The sequence below is a fragment of the Bradyrhizobium diazoefficiens USDA 110 genome (genome assembly GCF_000011365.1).
GTDB lineage: Bacteria > Pseudomonadota > Alphaproteobacteria > Rhizobiales > Xanthobacteraceae > Bradyrhizobium > Bradyrhizobium diazoefficiens.
Window position 1 is genome coordinate 286,579 of the sequence record NC_004463.1, and the last position, 18,855, is coordinate 305,433.

At 63.4% G+C, this 18,855-nt stretch carries 14 protein-coding genes and 1 pseudogene; 6 read left to right on the top strand and 9 right to left on the bottom strand.

The annotated features are described in order from the left end of the window. Nucleotides 1–56 precede the first annotated feature (56 nt). The 7 genes from fumC to BJA_RS01445 all read right to left on the bottom strand — a co-directional run bounded on the left by fumC (nt 57) and on the right by BJA_RS01445 (nt 6,328). A complete protein-coding gene (fumC, locus tag BJA_RS01415) occupies nt 57–1,493 on the bottom strand; it encodes a class II fumarate hydratase (protein WP_011083118.1) in 1,437 nt (478 codons plus the stop codon). Nucleotides 1,494–1,660: 167 nt separating this feature from the next. Further along, nucleotides 1,661–2,347: a YoaK family protein gene (locus tag BJA_RS01420; protein ID WP_011083119.1), complete on the bottom strand. Its 687-nt coding sequence runs from the start codon at nt 2,345–2,347 to the stop codon at nt 1,661–1,663. 18 nt (nt 2,348–2,365) lie between these two features. Continuing rightward, nucleotides 2,366–3,202, bottom strand: coding sequence for a formate dehydrogenase accessory sulfurtransferase FdhD (gene fdhD / locus BJA_RS01425; protein ID WP_011083120.1), 837 nt, complete (start codon nt 3,200–3,202; stop codon nt 2,366–2,368). Between the two features lie 3 nt (nt 3,203–3,205). Then, complete coding sequence (locus BJA_RS01430) at nt 3,206–3,805, bottom strand: HdeD family acid-resistance protein (protein ID WP_011083121.1); 600 nt, start codon at nt 3,803–3,805, stop codon at nt 3,206–3,208. Nucleotides 3,806–4,148: 343 nt separating this feature from the next. Further along, a complete protein-coding gene (locus BJA_RS01435; RefSeq protein WP_038966677.1) occupies nt 4,149–4,649 on the bottom strand; it encodes a Dps family protein in 501 nt (166 codons plus the stop codon). Between the two features lie 63 nt (nt 4,650–4,712). Next, nucleotides 4,713–5,276, bottom strand: a complete 564-nt coding sequence (locus BJA_RS01440) for a cytochrome b (protein WP_011083123.1) — start codon at nt 5,274–5,276, stop codon at nt 4,713–4,715. Then, a complete protein-coding gene (locus BJA_RS01445) occupies nt 5,273–6,328 on the bottom strand; it encodes a catalase family peroxidase (protein ID WP_038966678.1) in 1,056 nt (351 codons plus the stop codon). Before BJA_RS01445 ends, BJA_RS01440 begins: the two co-directional genes overlap by 4 nt. 360 nt (nt 6,329–6,688) lie before the next feature. On the opposite strand from BJA_RS01445, the gene BJA_RS01450 reads away from it, so the two are divergent. Both BJA_RS01450 and BJA_RS01455 read left to right on the top strand, forming a co-directional pair. Then, on the top strand, nt 6,689–7,570 hold the full coding sequence (locus tag BJA_RS01450) for an SDR family NAD(P)-dependent oxidoreductase (protein WP_038966679.1): 882 nt from the start codon (nt 6,689–6,691) through the stop codon (nt 7,568–7,570). Nucleotides 7,571–7,853: 283 nt separating this feature from the next. Then, entirely contained in the window at nt 7,854–10,769 is a 2,916-nt protein-coding gene (locus tag BJA_RS01455; protein ID WP_051000326.1) for an ATP-binding protein, read from the top strand. Nucleotides 10,770–11,032: 263 nt separating this feature from the next. Here BJA_RS01455 and BJA_RS01460 read toward each other — a convergent pair whose 3' ends face one another. After that, on the bottom strand, nt 11,033–13,930 hold the full coding sequence (locus BJA_RS01460; protein ID WP_011083127.1) for an ATP-binding protein: 2,898 nt from the start codon (nt 13,928–13,930) through the stop codon (nt 11,033–11,035). 69 nt (nt 13,931–13,999) lie between these two features. Then, entirely contained in the window at nt 14,000–14,197 is a 198-nt protein-coding gene (locus BJA_RS01465; protein ID WP_231166614.1) for a hypothetical protein, read from the bottom strand. A 336-nt stretch (nt 14,198–14,533) separates the two neighbouring features. On the opposite strand from BJA_RS01465, the gene BJA_RS01470 reads away from it, so the two are divergent. The 4 genes and pseudogenes from BJA_RS01470 to BJA_RS43940 all read left to right on the top strand — a co-directional run. Beyond that, the gene (locus tag BJA_RS01470; RefSeq protein ID WP_028175300.1) at nt 14,534–14,776 is read left to right on the top strand and encodes a hypothetical protein; all 243 of its coding nucleotides are present in this window, start codon (nt 14,534–14,536) and stop codon (nt 14,774–14,776) included. A gap of 320 nt (nt 14,777–15,096) precedes the next feature. Next, a complete protein-coding gene (locus BJA_RS01475) occupies nt 15,097–16,362 on the top strand; it encodes an ABC transporter substrate-binding protein (protein ID WP_038966681.1) in 1,266 nt (421 codons plus the stop codon). 173 nt (nt 16,363–16,535) lie between these two features. Continuing rightward, nucleotides 16,536–16,763, top strand: a complete 228-nt coding sequence (locus BJA_RS01480; RefSeq protein ID WP_074076402.1) for a hypothetical protein — start codon at nt 16,536–16,538, stop codon at nt 16,761–16,763. Nucleotides 16,764–17,247: 484 nt separating this feature from the next. Further along, nucleotides 17,248–17,532 (top strand): annotated as a pseudogene (locus BJA_RS43940) (winged helix-turn-helix domain-containing protein); the annotation flags it as partial. Nucleotides 17,533–18,855: the final 1,323 nt, after the last annotated feature.

Here is an 18,855-nt window from a genome sequence, read left to right on the forward strand (position 1 = left end):
GGTTGCTGCGTTGCCCGCGCGGTGTGGTGCGGGCCGCATCATGGCCCTTGCTCCCTTCAACCGGTTTTCGCACCGATTGCGAGCGGCACCTTGATCTCGGCAACGTAGGGCTTGACCATCTTGGCGGGATCCACGATGCGGTCGAACTCCGGCTCGGTCACGAAGCCGAGCTTCAGCGCCGCCGACTTCAGCGTGAGATCGTTGTCCATCGCGTAATGCGCGATCCGCGATGCCTTGTCGTAGCCGATCACCGGCGCCAGGGCGGTCACGAGCATCAGCGACCGCTCGACATACTCCTTGATTTTCTTGCGGTTCGGCTCGGTACCCTCGACCAGAAAGGTGCGGAAATTCGTGCAGCCGTCGGTGAGGATGGTGACGGATTGCGCGATGTTGTGGATGATCAGCGGCTTGTAGACGTTCATCTCCAGGTAGCCGCCGGCGCCACCGAACCCGACGGCGACGTCGTTCGCCATCACCTGCACGGCGATCATCGTCAGCGCCTCAGCCTGCGTCGGATTGACCTTGCCCGGCATGATCGACGAGCCCGGCTCGTTCTCGGGAATCCGCAACTCGGCAAAGCCCGCGCGCGGACCGCAGGACAAAAGGCGGATGTCGTTTGCGATCTTGTAGAGCGAGCCGGCGAGCGTGCGCAGTGTACCGGAGAGCTGCACCAGCGCGTCGTGTGCACCCTGCACGGCGAACTTGTTCGGCGCACTGACGAAGGGCAGGCCCGTCAACCGCGCGATCTCGGCTGCGACGGCTTCTGCAAAGCCCGGCGCCGCGTTAATCCCGGTGCCCACGGCGGTGCCGCCCAGCGCGAGGCGGAAGACGCCCTTGAGCGCGTCGTCGATGCGCGCCAGACCGTCGGCGAGCATCGCGGCATAACCGGACCACTCCTGCCCGAGCGTCAGGGGTGTGGCATCCTGCATGTGGGTTCGGCCGATCTTGACGATGTCGTCCCACTGGTTCGATTTCGCCGCGATCGCATCGTGCAGAGCTTCGACCGCAGGAACCAGCCGTTGCGTCACGTTCATCGCGGCCGCGATGTACATGGCCGACGGGAAGCTATCGTTCGACGACTGCGACATGTTGACGTGATCGTTCGGATGAACCGGCAGCTTGCTGCCGAGCGCCGTGCCAGCAAGCTGGCAGCATCGGTTCGAGATCACCTCGTTCACGTTCATGTTGAACTGCGTTCCGCTACCCGTCATCCAGACGTGAAGGGGAAACATGTCGTGATGCTGGCCGGCGAGAATCTCGTCGCAGGTGTGGACGATCAGTTTGTGAATCTTGCCGTCGAGACGGCCGCCAGCGTAATTCGCATTCGCGGCCGCTTTCTTCAGGATCGCGTAGGACTGGATCATTTCGCGCGGCATCAGGTCCCGGCCGATGCTGAAATGCTCGAGCGAGCGCTGCGTCTGCGCGCCCCAGAGCTTGTCCGCGGGAACGTTCACTTCACCCAGGCTGTCTGTCTCTTTGCGGAGGTCGTTCATCCTTTGCCTCTCGTGGCAGTTGATGTCGGGAGCACTCTTGCGGCGCCGACCTAAAGTGTACGGACGGCACAGCGCACACGCTTCCGCGAACGAACGTCCTTTTTCCGAATGGCATGGTGGGCGCCTCGGCTTGCAGCGAGCGAACGCGCGTTGCGCGTGCGGAACACTCAGACAATCGCACGGCTCCAATGTTGATGGCTTCGATGCCGGCAGAGCCAGAGAACGCACACCGACAATGCGATCGGCAGAGCGAGGCTCCAGGTTCCCAGCCACTTCGTCACGCAGCCACCGACGGCGGCTCCCAGCAGGAACATCAGACAGATCGCAACCATCGCTCCACCGCCGCGCGCCGCATCGCGATCGGACGCGGCAACGAACTGATCGATGGCACGGAGCATGTTTCCACTGGCAGTGACCGAGAGATACTTCCAGCGTCCAACCTGCCTGAAACTCGCCGACTGCAACGCGACGCCGAAGGAGATGACAAGAATCACGATCTGATCGGGAACGCGATGAAGCAGCAGCATCGCCGTGGCAAGGCAGACGATTTCTCCGACGAGACAGCGCAGCGCCGCCCGGGTGCGGGCCGCCACCACCGCCCCGAGGACGAACGCCACGATCGGAAGGAGATGGTGAAGCGCGCGCAGCCATTGCCCGGACTGGGCATCGATCCCGAGGAAGACGACATTGCCGGTCTGCGAACTCGCGAAGACGCCCAGCGACAGCCACGTGAAGGCGTCGAGGAAGCCCCCCGACATGCTCAGGAGAGAGGCAACCAGCAGCGATCGTTCCGGAGCGTAGGCCTCGACGCGCGTCTCGGCCAAGGCCTCCGTTGATGCGGCTTGCATCGCCATGTTCGCGGGTCCGCGAGGTCAGCAGCCGGCGGGCGGCGCGGCCTCTTCAGGCAGCAGAACGCGGCGCGAATGCGTGAATACGCCGTATCCGTCATCGCGGGCGACGGCGAGCAACGTGATTCCCGCCTCGTTCGCTGTCTGGATGGCGAGCGCGGTCGGCGCGGAAACGGCAACGACGACCGGCGCGCCGATCATCGCAGCCTTCTGCACCATCTCTACCGAAACGCGGCTCGTCAGCAGCACAGCGCCGTCACGAGCCGAGTTGCCGTCGCGAACGATTGCACCGGCGAGCTTGTCGAGCGCATTGTGCCGGCCGACATCCTCCCTGACCACGGCAATGCCGGCGCGAGGATGCCAGAAGGCCGCTGCGTGAACGGATCTCGTCTGTTGGTTCAATGTCTGGAGAGGAGACAGCGCCTGCATGGCGCTCAGCAGGTCCCGTGCGTGAAAGGCAATGCCGGGGCTCTCGACCCGCGACGGCGCGCGACGTGCCTGTTCGAGGCTTTCGATGCCGCATAACCCGCACCCGACCGGACCGCTGATGGCGCGGCGGCGCGCGGCCAGGGACGCAGCGCGGTCGCCATCGAGCCACATCCGCACTTCCACGCCAAGCTCGTTCGAGATCAGCTCGATGCTCCTGATCTCGCTTGCGCAGCCGATGATTCCTTCGGTGAGGCTGAAGCCGACACCGAAATCCTCAAGATCGGCCGGCGTCCCCATCATCACCGCATGGGTCGACCCGTTGTAGGTCAGCGCGATGGCGCTCTCCTCGGCGACCAATCGCGACGTCGACCTCGTGCGGCCGCCGCGCCAGGCGATCTCCCGGTGCCGCGTGAATGTCGAACCCGTCATCATGGCTCACACCGTCGCCGGCTCGGCCGAATGTCGCGAGGCCCGGTTTCTGAGGGCGAGCCCGAACGCAATGAAGCCCCATCCCTGGAAGATCAGATCGACGACCAGCATCGCACCGAGCAGCCACAGGCCAATGGTCGGCCAGGCTGCAACCAGCATCACGCCGACGCAGAACGTCACGACGCCGGCGGCCACTATCCAGCGCCAGCCTGCGGCCGGCTGCATATGGAAGCCTACCCAGATCCGCGTCACCCCGGCGACGATCAGGAAAGCGCACATTGCGAGCGACAGTGTGAACGAAGCCAGTAGCGGATCGTAGAGGATGACGGCTCCGGCGGCGCCATAGATGATCCCGGCGAACAGCCAGAACAGGAAACCCCGCAGGCCGTGCACGGAGAAGGCATGCACGATCTGGAAGATCCCGGCGACTGCCATGGTCGCTCCAATGACGAGCACGGAGGCCAAGCTCGCCGCCATCAGATTGGCCGACGCAATGCCGCCGAGGATCAGTTCGCCAACCCCCAGTGCAACGAACCAGCCCCATTTTCCGGCAATCGCGTGAATGGCTCTTCCGAGCGACGCCTTCGAGTTCGACATGTCCGTCATGACTTGACCCTTGTACGTGCGACCGGCCTAGCGGTCATGGATGGGAGCAAGCGTACAGAGTTTCGCTCGGGGTCATCTTTCGAGAATGCCGCGATATTGTTTCATCCGCACGATGCGGGTCTTTTCGGTGGGCTCACGATCAAACGGCGAGCGTTCAAGGCAGGTCTGCAGCCATCTTTGGCAGATGCAACGGCAGTGAGATGGTAGAGTCGCGCATGGACTTCCAACCACCCCTGCGCGGAAGCGAAGGTCGCCCTCGCTTCCGCGGCGTCGCAGCGATCGGCCGCCTTCGACACCAGGTCGATCACCAAGGCAAGCTCGTCATCGACCCGGCATCCTGTGCCTACGAATTCGGGCCGCTTCGTCCGGTCTCGTACAGGAACCAGATCCGCCGCTCCGTCTCATCGATCCAGTTTTCCAGCAGGCTTGCGGTGGCGACGTCGCCATACTCGTCGCAAAGCTCGTGGACCCGACGCATTTCCCGCGTCAGCTGCTGGTTGTCGCTGCGCAGCTCGGCGAGCATGTCCTGGGGTTCGACATAATCCGCGTCGTTGTCGAGAATGCGCTGCTCGCGCGCGATATGGCCGATCGAGCGCAGCGTCGTGCCGCCGATCTTGCGCGCCCGCTCGGCAATGTCGTCGGTCATGGCAAAGATCTGCTCGGCCTGCTCGTCGAGCAGCAGGTGATAGTCGCGGAAGTGCCTACCCGATACGTGCCAGTGGAAGTTCTTGGTCTTCAGGTACAGCGCGAAGACATCGGCCAGCAGCGCTCTCAACGCGGCTGGAATGTCCCGGTTCGCGTTGGCCCCGAGATCCGTCGGGCTCTGGAGATCCGCTTTGCTCATTGTCGTCATCCTTGTTGGAGGTTGAAAAACTTTAACCGCATGCTTCGCCGGCGCACGAGGGCTTCATTCCGCCGGCGTCGTCCTGTTCCGCAACGGCAGGAGCGCGATCGTTCCGAATACGCCATCGCGGCGGATCAACGCGTGGAACAGCCCTGCCGCGAGATGCAGCAGCACGAGGGCAAAGAACGCAAAGCCCAGATAGACATGGGCATTCCACAACAGCGTGTGCAGGCGGTCGCTCTGCGGCAGCAACGCCGGAATTCGAATGTCGCCATACAGAACGACTGGATAGGCCGCAGCCCAAAGCATGCCGAGCCCCAGCAACGGCATCACGATCATGAAGCCATACAGGAGCTGGTGCGACAAACGTGCTGCCAGCTTCATCGCCGGCGGAAGATCAGCCGGCAACGGTGGCGCGCTGTAGTGGCGCCGCAGAGCCAACCTGATCACGACGAGAGCCAGAAGAGTGACGCCGAGCGTCTTGTGGATCAGGATCAGCGGCAGATATGTCGGCGCCACGGTGGACACCATGCCGACGCCGATGAAGAGCATGGCGATAATACAGACTGCCATCAACCAGTGCAGGAGCCGCTGAAGCAGGGCGAAACGATGAGGAGCATTGCTCATGGCCTGGCGGTCTCGGTTCGAGGATAATCCCGGGCTTCGGCCGCACGCAAATCGTAGGACTTGCGGTAGACCGACGAGCGCGCGGCCGGGAAAGGATCGTCCGACACCCGGATTCCCTGCGGCAGCACGGTCGGATCGAAGTTGATGTCGCGGCAGGGCCCATCCCGCTCCGGTTCGATCCGCTGCACGATGAGCGTTCCGACCTGCACCGTACGGCGGCCCTCAGGCCAGGGCTTGCTCGGGTCCGCGGTCGGATCACCAGGATCGGCGACGGTCGTGACCATGGTCCAGCGTTGCGGGCCGGCGATCCGGACCCGTTCCGCTATCTCCTGCTCGAGAAAATCGGGACCGCGCTTTTCCAGCTCGGCTTGTGACAGAGGAACGACCTCCGCCGTCGGCAGCAGCGACCATCGCACCGCATGCTCTGCGCCCTTCGCATCCGTGAAGTTGAAACTATTGAGCCCGTGGTAAGGCTCCTCCGCATAGCTCGCGGTCCAGGGCGCCGTTTTGGCCCAGGCCGCGAAGGCGGCGAATTCCGGATTGACCTGGATGAAAATCTTCATCGCCTCCGGGTCCTTCTTGCCGGATGCAATCAACAGGTCGTGAAACGCCTGCGGCGTGGAGACTGCAAAGAACGGCGGATTGATCATCGCCATCCGCCACTCTTCGCCATCCGCCGTTGCGATCTGCAATCCCAAACCGCGCACGCGCGCGGTTGCGTCCACGGCGTTCGGATCGGCAGTGCCGAGATTGAAGCGGCCCAGAGCCGGATACGTGCCTCGCTCGAAGACCCTGGCTTTCGAGAGTTCCACGCCGTTCCCGTTCGCCTCGAAGACGCCGGTGAAGCAGATTCCCTTGGCATGATTTCGCCGGTGCCCGAGTGGCGGGCCACTCGGGGGCGTGAGCGCCGCGATCATCCGATCCGGCGTCAGGCGCCCGGGCGAGAGCCACCCAGCAGTGTAGGCAAGCGCGGCAGCACCGCCCCCGAGGACGGCCACAATCAGCACCAGCGAGCCGAGCCTCGAGCGCGGCAGGTTGCCTGACTGATTCATCGCTGCTCCTTGCAATACGCAAGCCGCCCCGCAATCCGGCCCCACGGCCCGTTCTGTCGAGCGGCTCGGGTTCCGTTGTAGCTGGCGACCACGGCCGCGATCTTCTGAAACCGGATCGCCAATTTCGCGAAGGCACGTTCGCGCTTGCCCAGTCTGCGGGGCTCGTCCTCGCCGGATTTCGGGCTTTCTCGAAATATTTCGTGCGATCTGAAAATCACTCACCGGGCTCGAAAGACCCGCTTTGCGCCGGGGCCTAGTTCAATGGCTCTTCGCACAAGGCCAGCGGTCGGTCGACGAACGATGAACGTGTCGCGACGACGCTGGCGTCTTTGCGGAAGCTGGAGTGCGATTGGGGTTCGAATGAGCAAAGTGATCATCGTCACAGGAGCTGCAAACAGCATCGGACGAAGCACCTGCAAGACATTGGCGCAAGCCGGCCACACGGTCTACGTTTCAATGCAGGAAACGAAGGGCCACGATGATCACGGCGTCGAGGACGCCGGCAAGCACGGCGCGGAACTCCGAACCATCGCGTTCGACGTCGCCTCGGAAGCCTCCGTGAATTCCGCCATCGATGCCATCGTCGCCGAGAACAACCGCCTCGACGTGATCGTGCACAATGCCCGACAGGTCATCTACGGACCGGCGGAGGCCTTTACGCCGGACCAGCTTGCCGAGCTCTACGACACCAACGTGCTGAATGCGCAACGGGTCAATCGGGTCGCATTGCCCCAGTTGCGCAAGCAGGGCCAGGGCCTGCTGATTTGGGTCTCATCGAGCAGCGCACGTGGCGCCTCGGTTCCTTTCCTGGGAGCCTATGCTTCGTCAAAGGCCGCCCTCGATGCACTGGCGCTCGGCTATGCGGGCGAGCTCGCGCGCTGGGGCGTCGAGACGACGATCGTGGTCCCCAGTGCGCTCGGACCCGGCCACTACATTCGCTCCGGCCGACCGCTCGACACGGCGCGGGCCGAGGAATACGCGGATGGTCCGACGGCCGACGTGAGCGAGATCGCGCAATCGGCACTTGCGCAGCTTCCGGCGAAGGATCGAACTCCGCAAGACGTCGCGACCGCCATAGCCGATGTCGTCGGCATGCCATTCGGACAACGGCCGCTGAGAGTTCATTTCGGTCCTGACGACGACGGAGCCGCAGCCGTCAACGCCATCGCCGACAGCGTCCGCATGGAACTTCTCCGCCGGATCGGGTTGGACGACATTCTCAAGCCCGCGTCCATCGGATAGGGCTGGGTGTCGTGGCGTCGCACATTCGTGATCAGGCGAGACCGAAGACCAGCCGCGGCGCTCGTTTCGACGCATCGATATAAGCTCCCGGTCGTTTCTGTAATCAGGGATCGATTCCTGAAAATCCGGGAGCCTCTTCGGAGCCCCAGACGAAAGTGATACGTCCCAATCCTTTACCCTGTTACTGCCGAATGTTAGGTTTGAAAGGCCACTACGTTCACGCGTCTTGGTGTGCTTCCAAGTCATAGAACGTGACGAGTCGTGCGCCGGGTTGAAATTCCCAATGGCCCCCCGCTGGCAAAGCAACAACACGCAAAGCAGCAACACGATGGCCGCTGCCGGCCGCTCCGCCCAAGACGAAGCCGCCCGGGAGATCTTGGTCTTCGGGCCGTTTCGGCTCGACCCCTCGCAGCGGCGGGTTGAGAGAGACGGGAGCCCCCTGCAGCTGTCGGGTCGAGCATTCGACATTCTGCTCGCACTGGTCCGGCAGGCCGGCAACGTCGTCAGCAAGACAGAGCTTATGGCCACGACGTGGCCGGGCGCCGCCGTCGAGGAAAACAGCCTGCGTGTCCATATCGCCGCACTCCGCAAGGCACTCGGAGACGGCAACGACGGCGTCAGATATCTGAGCACGGTCTCCGGGCAAGGCTACTGCTTCGTCGCGGCGGTATCGCGCCCGGAACAGAGGCAACCTGCACCGACCAATCCGACTTACGTCCATAACCTGCCGGCGCATCCCCGGCAGATGGTCGGGCGTGAGCAAGCCATACAGGACATCTCGGAAAGACTGAGAGCCCAACGTTTCGTCACGGTCGTCGGCCCGGGCGGCATCGGCAAGACCACAGTCGCCATTTCCGCGGGCCACGCCCTGCTCGCGGAATTCGCCGGCCATGTCCACTTTGTCGGTCTCGGCGAGACAGGCAGCGCCGCTCCAGTGCCGGCGATCGTCGCATCTTCACTTGGGCTGCGAGCTCGATCGAATGATCCCACGAATAGCCTCGCGACATTCCTGCGCGACATGCGGATGCTGCTCATTCTGGACTGCTGCGAGCATGTCATCGAAGCCGCGGCGGCGCTGGCCGAACGGCTCTACCAGGCAGCACCGGAGCTGCACATCCTGGCGACCAGCCGGGAGCTGCTGCGCGTCGAAGGCGAGTTCACATACCGGCTCCCACCGCTGCCGAGCCCGCCGGAGAAGATCGTTTTGACGGCCGCGAACGCTCTCGCCTACCCTTCGGTGAAACTCTTCGTCGAGCGTGCGACCGCGGGAGGCGGCGAGTTCGCGCTGACGGATGCGAACGCCTCTGATGTCGGCAACCTCTGCCGTCGGCTCGACGGTATCCCGCTTGCCATCGAGCTCACCGCCGGCCATGTGGGCGCATATGGCGCAAGAGCGATGGTCCAACTCCTCGACCAGCACCTCAATTTGCTGTGGGAGGGACGACGCACCGCGCTGCCTCGGCACCGGACACTGCGCGCAACCATCGAATGGAGCTACAATCTTCTATCCGACGCGGAACGCGTGATTCTCGGCCGACTGTCAGTGTTCGTCGGCAGCATGACCCTGGACGCCGTGCGGTCGATTGCCGCGGGCTCGGAGGATGACGACACGATCCTGGCGATCATCGACAGCCTCGTCGCCAAGTCGATGCTTGCACTGAACACCGGCTCGCAACCGACCCGCTACCGCCTTGCCGACTCGACCCGGGCATACGCGCAAGAGAAACTTGCCGCCAGCGGGGACTCCGAAGCGGTCGCGCGACGTCACGCCTGCTACTTTCTCGGCCTCCTTGAGAAGATCGGCGACGAAGCGAACCGAGACCTTTCGACGGTTGCGGAGGAATTCGGCAACGTCCGCGCCGCACTGACGTGGTGCTTCTCGGATCAGGGAGACCGCAGAGCCGGCGTGGCGCTCGCTGCAGCATCGATACCGCTCTTCTTCAAGCTGTCGCTCCTGGCGGAATGCGAGCTCTGGGTCACCCGCGCCATCGAAGCACTCGATGACACCAATGGAGGCATCAGGCAGGGCCTCGTCCTTCACACGGCGCTAGGGGCTGCGCGCATGCTCACCGGACAGCTGGATGAATTGGGCGCAAATCACCTCCGCCGGGCGCTCGAGCTGACGGAAAGGATCGGCGATATACCGGGGCAGATCCGTTTGATCGACCAGTTGCATTTGCTGCAATTGTTCGTCGGCAAGTATGATGACGCATTCGGCATCGCCAAGCGCGGCGAAGCCATTGCCCTTGCCAACAACGATTCCAATGCGGTCGCGCGCATGCGCGTATTGCTCAGCATCTCCTGCCAGTATCTCGGCAAGTTCGTTGCCTCTCGCTCATACGTCGAAAAGGCATTGCGACATACGGGCCTGGACAAGGACGTCCTTAGCGGCCTCACCCTCGAATATCCCAAACGCGCTCAAATCACCCTTGCGCGCGTCCTCTGGCTTCAGGGATATCCCGATCAGGCGACGCGAATAGTGCGCCGCGCCATCTCGGACGTCATCGCAGCGAACCATCCGGTCATGTTCTGCAGAGCGCTGCCATGGGCATTCGGCGTCTTCTTCTGGAATGGCGATCTGGAGGATTGCGAAGAACACATCGACAGGTTCGTCGTGGAGGCTCGCAGGCACAACCTCGCCATCCTCCAGTTGGTCGGCGAGGCCATGAAGGGGATTACACTGCTGGCCAGGAACGAGACCGGTGTCGGGCTCGCCATGCTGAAAGGCTCGATCGAGAAGCTGCACAGCCTGTGCTTCGGTGCGGTGGCTGGGTTTCGCATGCCTCTCGCCGATGCCCTGGCGGCGACAGGTCACGGCGACGAAGCCCTGGACACCATTGATCAGGCGATTGCCCAGGCCCAACACTGCAACTTCATGATGGACATGCCCGACATGTTGTGCACAAGAGCGAAAGCGCTGATGCGGAAGAGCAATCCGGATCTTTCGCAAGCGGAGCTGAGCCTCATCCGAGCACTCGACCTCGCCCGCCATCAGGGGGCGCTGGGTTATGAGCTTCGCGCGGCGATCGCGCTTGCGAGACTATGGCAGCGAGGCGATCGCCGCCGGGAGGCGTACGATATGCTCGCCCCCGTCTATCAGCAGTTTACCGAGGGATTCCAGACGCGCAGCCTCGTGGCGGCAAGAGGCTTGCTTGCCGAGCTGAACCCGCCACGCTCGCGCTCGTTTGCGGCCAAATGATCCTCTCCGGATCGCGTAAGCGCGCATCGCCTCGATCGCCGTGCAATCGCGATAGAGGGGTGCAGTCTCGAACGACGCGTGCGGGCGGCCGGTCCATGCTGAGTTGGCAATGAGACGTCGGCGCCGGCCATCGCCATCCATGGCACAGGCGGCGCCACTGGCGGATTGCGGAACGTTCCAGAGCACGGGGATGCGGCGCTCGCCGAGGCCGCACAGGCATCCGATCGATCGGATCTGATGCCGCTCCCCGGGGCCTCCATCGCTTACGATCCCAGCTTCACCATCATTGCGCGCGCGTCGCTGAGGTCCGCAGTCTCGAAGCCTTCGGTGAATTTGCCATACACGGAAGCGAGAACATCGCGTGCATCGGCCGGATGCCCCTCACTCATCCTCATTCGTGCCACGCTGATCGCCGTCCTCAGCTCCCAGAACAATGCACCCTGGCTCCGCGCCACCTCGAACGCCTTGTCGAAGGCCTGCTCGGCACCGCCCGTCGAGCGGCGCGCGCCGGGGAGCAGCAGCAATTCGCCCTTTATGCGCAAGAGCTCGGCGACATACCATCCTTCGTCCCTTGCCTCGCATCGTGCGAGCGCCTCGTCGGCGGTCGCGAGCCCTTGCAACACCTCGCCGGCCTCTCCGAGACACACGGCGAGCTCGCCGAAGGGAAGCAGGAAACGCGGCAGGAAGCGCGCCTCGCCCGCGAGCTCGAGCGCCTTGCGCAGCAGCGGCAATCCGGTCGCTACGTCGCCCCGGCGCGAGATCAGCACGCCCCTGAAGGCGCGTGCCCATACGTTCCACAAGCGGATCGGGTGGCGTTCGGTGTGCTCGATCAGCATCGTACAATACCGCTCCGCCGCGTCGAGATCGCCGGCCAGGAAGGCAATCGGGCAAGCACCCTGCCCGAGGACGCTGCAGAATGTGAGTGCGTGGCCGCTCGTCCGGCCTTCCTCGACGTTGCGCTCGACGACGCTCAAGGCCTGATCCGCGAGGCCAAGCAGCCACAGGATCCGCGCCTGGAAGTAGTGAGTTGAGGCCCGCAGGTCGAACCGGAAACGGATGACCTGCGGCTTGGCCGCCAGATCCGAGAGGCGAGACAAGGTTCGCCCGATGTGATGATACGCCTGCCGCTGGTCGCCGAGATAGTGCAGCGTGGTTGCAAGAAGTCGGTCGGCCATCATCCGGTCGACAGGATTGCCGGAATCGGCTACGGCGTCCGCGAAACGATGCGCAAATTCGAGGGCCCTGCGGAATTCGCCATTGTTGAACTGATCGATGCAGAGTCCCCAAAGCGCGCGCAACAGGTAGTCCCTGTCACCGAGTTGCTCGGCCAGCTGAAGGGTCGCGGCCCAGGCGGGACCGGCCTCCCGGGCTCTTCCAACACCGTACATCAGCGACCAGCCGCGCGCGGCCGACAGCTGCATGCGAAGCCGCGGCGCGTTCGCAGCCGTCGGGTCGAGGCGCGCCAGAGCGAGTTCGGTCCGCTCGCGGCATTCGCTGAGGAGCGACAATTGCACCCAGAGCGGGACCGCGGCCGCCGTCAAGGCCGCTCCGACTTGCGCGTCTCCGCCGGACGAGAAGGCCCAATCAAGGCTCGTTCGCACGTTGTCGATGTGCCGGCCATAGATGGTGAGCCACTCCGCCTGCGGCTTCACTTCGCTGTCGGCCTCGGCGTTGGCAAAGAATCCGCAATAGTATTTCGCCTCGCGGCGGGCGGCGTCGGGATATTCTCCGCCCGCGTGCAGCTTCTCCAATGCATAGGCACGCGTCGTATCCAGCAAGCGATAATGAGGACTGTCGCGGCGAATATCGGCGACAACGAGCGACTTTGCCACCAGCCTGGCAAGCTGGCCGGTCACGTCGCCGATGTGCTCGCCGGCGAGCGCGATCACTGCATCGAGCTGGAATTCGCCGGCGAATATGCCGAGCTGCCGGAGCAGCCACGCCTCGTCGTCCGGCAGCAGGTCATAGCTCCAGTCGAGCGTTGCTCTCAGCGTTTGCTGCCTCGGCAACGCGGTACGACGGCCCGTCGTCAGAAATTTGAACCTGTCATCGAGAAGTGCCGCGATCCTCGGCGGGCTGAGCATGACTGCGCGCGCTGCTGCAAACTCGATCGCAAGCGGAATGCCGTCGAGCCGCCGGCAGATGGCTGCGATGGCGCCGATGTTCTCCTCGTCGGACGCGAAGCTTGAACCCAACGCCTTCGCTCTGCTCGTGAACAGCTCGACTGCGCTGTACGCGGAGGCGCCGGCGGGCTCGAGCCTGGCTTCAGGCGGCACGCCCAGAGGGAGCACGCGGTAGACGTGCTCCCCCTCGATGCGCAGCGCTTCTCGACTTGTCGCAACAATGAACGTCCCGGGACAGCGGCTGACAACGAGCTCGGCCACCTGGGCCACGGCATCAATGACGTGTTCGCAATTGTCGAGGATGAGCAACAATGGCCGAGGGCCGATCGCGCGTGCGATGGATTCAGGCGAAATCTCCTCGCCCTCGAGCTTGGTGCCGAGCACGCCGGCGATGACCGAGCAGACGAGCTTGGGATCGGACAGCGAGGCCAGTTCGACCAGCAACCGGTCAGCCGCCAAGCCGGTCGGCGGCGTTCTGGCTGCCTCCAGCGCCAACGCCGTCTTTCCGATCCCGCCGGGCCCGACCAGGCTCACCACGCGATAGGCCGACAGAAGCCGCCACAGATGTGCGATCGCGGCGGTGCGGCCGATGAGATCGAACGACGCGCTGGGAATGTTGGTCGACGGCAGCAACCCGGTTGCGGCAGATTGTAGCGGGGCGTCCATATGCCGGATCCGCCACGCTCCCAGCAAACGATAACCGCGGCCAACAGTGGTTGACAGCATGTCGCGGTCAGGACCAAGGGCTTTTCGGATCGCCGCGATATGTACGCGAAGTGCGCTCTCCTCGACAAAGACGCCCCGCCAGACGCGCTCCGTCAGGTCGTTCTTGGTGACGAGTTGGCCCTCCGCCTGAACCAATTCCGCAAGAATCTCAAAGGCACGCCCCCCCAAAGGAACGAGCTCTCCTGCCGAACGCAACTCGCGTCTGACAAGATCGATCTCCCATTGCGCATAAATGTAGACGGGACGCTGGCCTGGCTCAGCCATCATTGGGACAGCCCAAGCGGTTTCATCATTTTCAGTCCAGCTTACCATCAACCCTTTCGAAAGACACAGGTTGCCGGACGGCGCCGCCGCCGGCCCCCGTCTCGGAATGCGCGCTCTTCAGCAGCCGCGGCAGATCGATCCTTCCAGCATCTTCTCGAGCCGGGCGTCGTCCTTGTCGATGGTCGGGTCCGTGCCGAGCAACGGCCCCTTCGTCGCGCGACCACCACTGTCGGACGACGGAAGCGCGGTGCCCAGCGAGTTCGTTCCAGGCGCGGCGGCGCTCGTCCCGAGCGCACCGCCGCTTGCCATCGACATATGCGATCCCATGTCACCGCGGGCAGACGCAATGCCCGAGAGCGCTACGCAGGCGACGACACAAACAACAGGGATTAATCTCATTGCTCACACTCCAAATGTTCAAACGACCCGCCTCCCAGAAACGGGCATCAGACGCGTTTGACCACGCACAATCGCGCGAGGATTCTGACAACGTTGACAGAATCTTCCCGCAGGAGTGATGCACGTCCTCCGGGACTTCTCGACCGGACGACCTACATAGGATTCATCAAAAGAATTTTCGGAAACGCCACCAGCCGAGCAGCGATCATCGCCAAGCGACTCTCCGCACAGAGCAAGCAATGGAGAATCGCTATGAGTGTATTCAAAATCCTAATCGCTGCGGCGCTACTCTCAACGGCAACGATATCGTCCGCATCCGCCGCCTGGTCCTTCGCCGATCAGGAGCCGGCAGCCTTTGCATCGATGTACCCCGATCGCGACGTGCTGAATGGCGGCGCGCTGACGCCGGCCGGACGAATGGGCCTCGAGCGGCCGGGTGGTGCCGCGCCCGTATTCGCCGCGGGCCACTACCACGTCCGCAACTGGCATCGATGATGAGGCACCACAATCGAGCGTCATGCAGATGATGGCGTCCAAAATCCGGGAGTGCGGCCGCGCCATGCGGCGCACCCTGCCGGCTTCGAAACAAGGCCAATCACGTCGATCCGGATAGCCGGCCCGGCAGTTGCGAAACTTAACAGTTCTTCAGCATCTTAAGCCGGGCTCGCGGCAGCACCCGCGCTATATTCGGGACCCGACTTCTGCACGTGCACGCCCAGCGACCGCAATACGCGTCTCTCCCGGGCCGGCGCGGCCGAACGACACGTCGTCGGGTTTGGTATGTTCGAAACCCGGCAGCGCCATGGAGGCACCGCTTGATCACAGGCAGAACTGGCTACTCGATTTCGGGCAACGCGTGGCGCCTGGGAAAGCTCGTCATCTCCTGCGCCGTGCTCGCAGTCGGCAGCGCTTCCGCGGAGCCGCAGTACGACCCCGGCGCAAGCGATACCGAGATCCGGATCGGCAACATCATGCCCTACAGCGGTCCGGCGTCGGCTTACGGCATCATCGGCAAGACGATGAGTGCATACTTTCGCATGATCAACGACAACGGCGGAATCAACGGCCGGAAGATCAATTTCATCTCATATGACGACGCCTACAGTTCATCCAAGGCGGTCGAACAAGCACGACGGCTCGTCGAGGACGACGAGGTGCTCGCGATCTTCGCGCCGTTCGGCACGGCCAGCAATGCCGCCATTCAGAAGTACATGAACCACCGGCATGTGCCGCAATTGTTCGTCATCACCGGAGCGTCGCACTGGGCCGATCCCGAGCACTTTCCGTGGACCATCGGCTGGCTACCGAGCTACCGAACCGAGGCCCGCATCTATGCGGACTACATTCTGAGGCATCATCCAGGTGCCAGGATCGGCATTCTCCACCAGAACGACGACTTCGGGCGCGACTATCTGCTCGGGCTGAAGGACGTGCTCCAGGACAAGTACGCGCAAATGGTGGTTGCCAGCCTGCCATACGAGGTCAGCGAACCGACGATCGATTCACAGGTCGTCGCGATCAAGTCCGCCGCGCCCGACATATTCATCGACATAGCCACGCCCAAATTCGCCGCTCAGGCGATTAGGAAGCTCGCTGAGCTGGACTGGCATCCCATCCACATCGTGACGAACGTCTCGGTCTCGGTCGGCGCGGTGCTGAAGCCGGCCGGACTGGACAACGCAAAGGGAGTTCTCAGCGCGGGGTATCAGATGGACGTGACGGATCCGCAGTGGGACAGCCATCCGGGCATGCAGCACTTTCGCGCGTTCATGGCGAAATACTTTCCGGAAGCCGATCGATCGGAGAGCGGGCCTCTGGTGGCCTTCAACATGTCGAGCGCGCTCGTGGAGGTGATCAGACGCTGCGGCGATGATCTGACGCACGAGAGAATCATGCAAGTGGCCGCGGATCTCGATTTCGAACTCGAAGCCTACATCCCCGGCATTCGAATAAAGACATCACCAACGGACTTTCATCCGATCGAGCAGCTCCAGATGATGCGCTTCACCGGCGAGAGCTGGGAATGGTTTGGTCCGCTGCTCGATGGACGCGCTGACCAGGCGACGCCCTTGCCCGACTAGGACGCGAACCTCCCTGTGGGATGAGCCGTCGATGTCCGAAGTCAACGCACCGCGACGACTTCGTGCAAAGACGAAAATGTTCGTTCGATCAACACTGCGGATCCGACGCGCGCATGAACATGTCTCGCGTGCGGGCCGAGGCGTTCGGCGTCGCTTTCTCAAGGAGATGTTCGATGACTACACTGAAGCTCTTGTCGGCCGGATTCGTGGTCGCAGCCATGATTGCCTCCCCCGCGATGGCTCGCGAAGGCAACGCGAAGCGTACCAATGCCGAGGCTTATGCGTCGGCTCAGCGCGTTCCGGCCTCCTCCAAGCGCGGCTGCGCCCGTGCTCCCGACGTCGGTGCGTACGCAACCGCCCCCTGGCGGCGGCCGCCATGCGAGCCCACCTCGGGCTATTGAGTTCGCGAACCGGATCAAGTCCGGTTGACGCCGACTGGAAGTTGATCGTCTCAACGTTCCGGATTTTGACCTCTCGGCGGAAGGAAGGACGGCGGCTCACGATCAGGCCGCCGTTCTTGCGACCGGTGCACGTCTCTCGGACGCATTTCTGCTCCGGAGGTCTTGCGCTGACGATCCTCGGCGAAGTGAGTAAATGATGCTTCCGTTGCAGACGTCAGGCTTCTTCCGACCGCCTCTCCCATTGTGACACACGCCCGGCTGCTGTCACGAATTCGTGTATCGAACACGAGCGCGTCGGGTGCCAGCATCGACGATGAACGAAGCGTCGGACTGAGCGGGTCTTCTTGACATGCCGACGATCTCCCCTCTAGGAGACCTAGGCGCATTGACGCTTTCAAATTCTTGCCACGGGTCGGTGATCTCAAGGGCGGGCTCGTGATCTCCCCCTCGGATCACGGCAGCGAAGTTGATGCACGGACCCCTTATGTCATCTCCGGTTGATCGCACGTACTCTTTCGGACATTGGCTGATCGATTGCCAACGGAGGGAGCTGAGATACAACAACGTCGCGGTGCCGATCGGAAGCCGTGCATTCGAGATTCTCGAGAAGTTGGTGGGCTCCGCCGGCCTCCTGGTCACCAAGGACGATTTGATCGGAAGCGTCTGGTCGGGCCTGACCGTCGAAGACAACACGCTCCAGGTTCATATTTCGGCCGTCCGGAAGGCGCTGGGCGAGGATCGCAATCTGCTCAAGACGGTTTCAGGTCGCGGATACACGCTCGCTGGAACTTGGCGAAGCGGGCATTTGGATCATCCGGCGGCCGCACCGGTAACAATTCCGGCCGATGCGCTCTTTTCCAGCAACCTGCCGAGTATCCGCGCGCCTCTCATCGGTCGCGAGGATAGTCTGAGCGAATTGAGCGACGTGTTGTCCGCATATCGGGCCGTGACTCTTGTCGGCCCCGGCGGCATCGGAAAGACGAAGCTGGCGATCGAGCTCGCGCGCAGTGTCGCGCCTTCGTTCAACGATTCCGTAGCGCTGGTCGAGCTCGCGGCCCTGCAGGGTGCGGCTCTTGCGGCATCTGCGACCGCCCGTGCGCTCAGGCTCGCCTCGAATGACAAGGAAGTAACGCCCGCAAGCATCGCGCAGGCCATCGGGACCCGCCGCCTGCTTCTTGTCCTGGACAATTGTGAGCATGTGATCGAAGCGGCCGCGCAGATCGCCAGTGCCGTGCTCCACTATTGTCCGAACGTCACGGTTCTCGCGACCAGCCGCGAAGGCCTCCGCATCGACGGCGAATACGTTGCGGCCGTTCCGGCGCTGTCGGTCCCCGATCCCGATATGCACGCTCCCGATCTGCTGCTCCGGGCAAGCGCAGTGCAGCTGTTCGTCGCCCGAACGCGGGCGCTGCGTGCGAGCTTCGTTGCCGGCGCCGAGGAGCTTCAGAAGATCGCCGCCATCTGTCGCCGCCTCGACGGCATTCCGCTCGCACTGGAGTTTGCCGCAGCCCGGGCCGCCAATCTCGGAGTAGACGCCGTACTGCTCCGCCTGGACAAGCGCTTCGAGCTCCTGAATGGCGGCCGCCGCGACCAGCTGCCGCGACACCAGACCCTGCGGGCGACCCTGGACTGGAGCTACGATCTCTTGCCGCCGGCAGAGCAGAACCTGCTTTGCCAACTCGCGGTGTTTCCGGCCGGTTTCACGCTCGATGCGGCCAGTGCGATGATGGACGACACTCTGTCGCGGTCGGACGTCATCGAAACCCTGTTCAATCTGGTCGCGAAATCGCTGGTGTCGCTGGATCCCTCCTTCGAGGGACGATGGCGCCTCCTGGAGAGCACTCGCGCCTATGCGCTGGAGAAGCTCGCAGACGCAGGCCTCGTCGAGCAGGCTGCCAGACGGCAGGCCGTCTTTGTCAGGCAGATCATCGCGCCGCTCGGCGATGCCTCTCCCGCTCCCGACGACATCTCCCGTTTCGCCCAGGAGATCGGAAACGTGCATGCGGCGCTCGATTGGGCGTTCTCGCCCGGTGGAGATACGGCGCTTGGAATCGAGCTGACGTCCGGCTTCGTTCCGGTATGGATGCAGTTG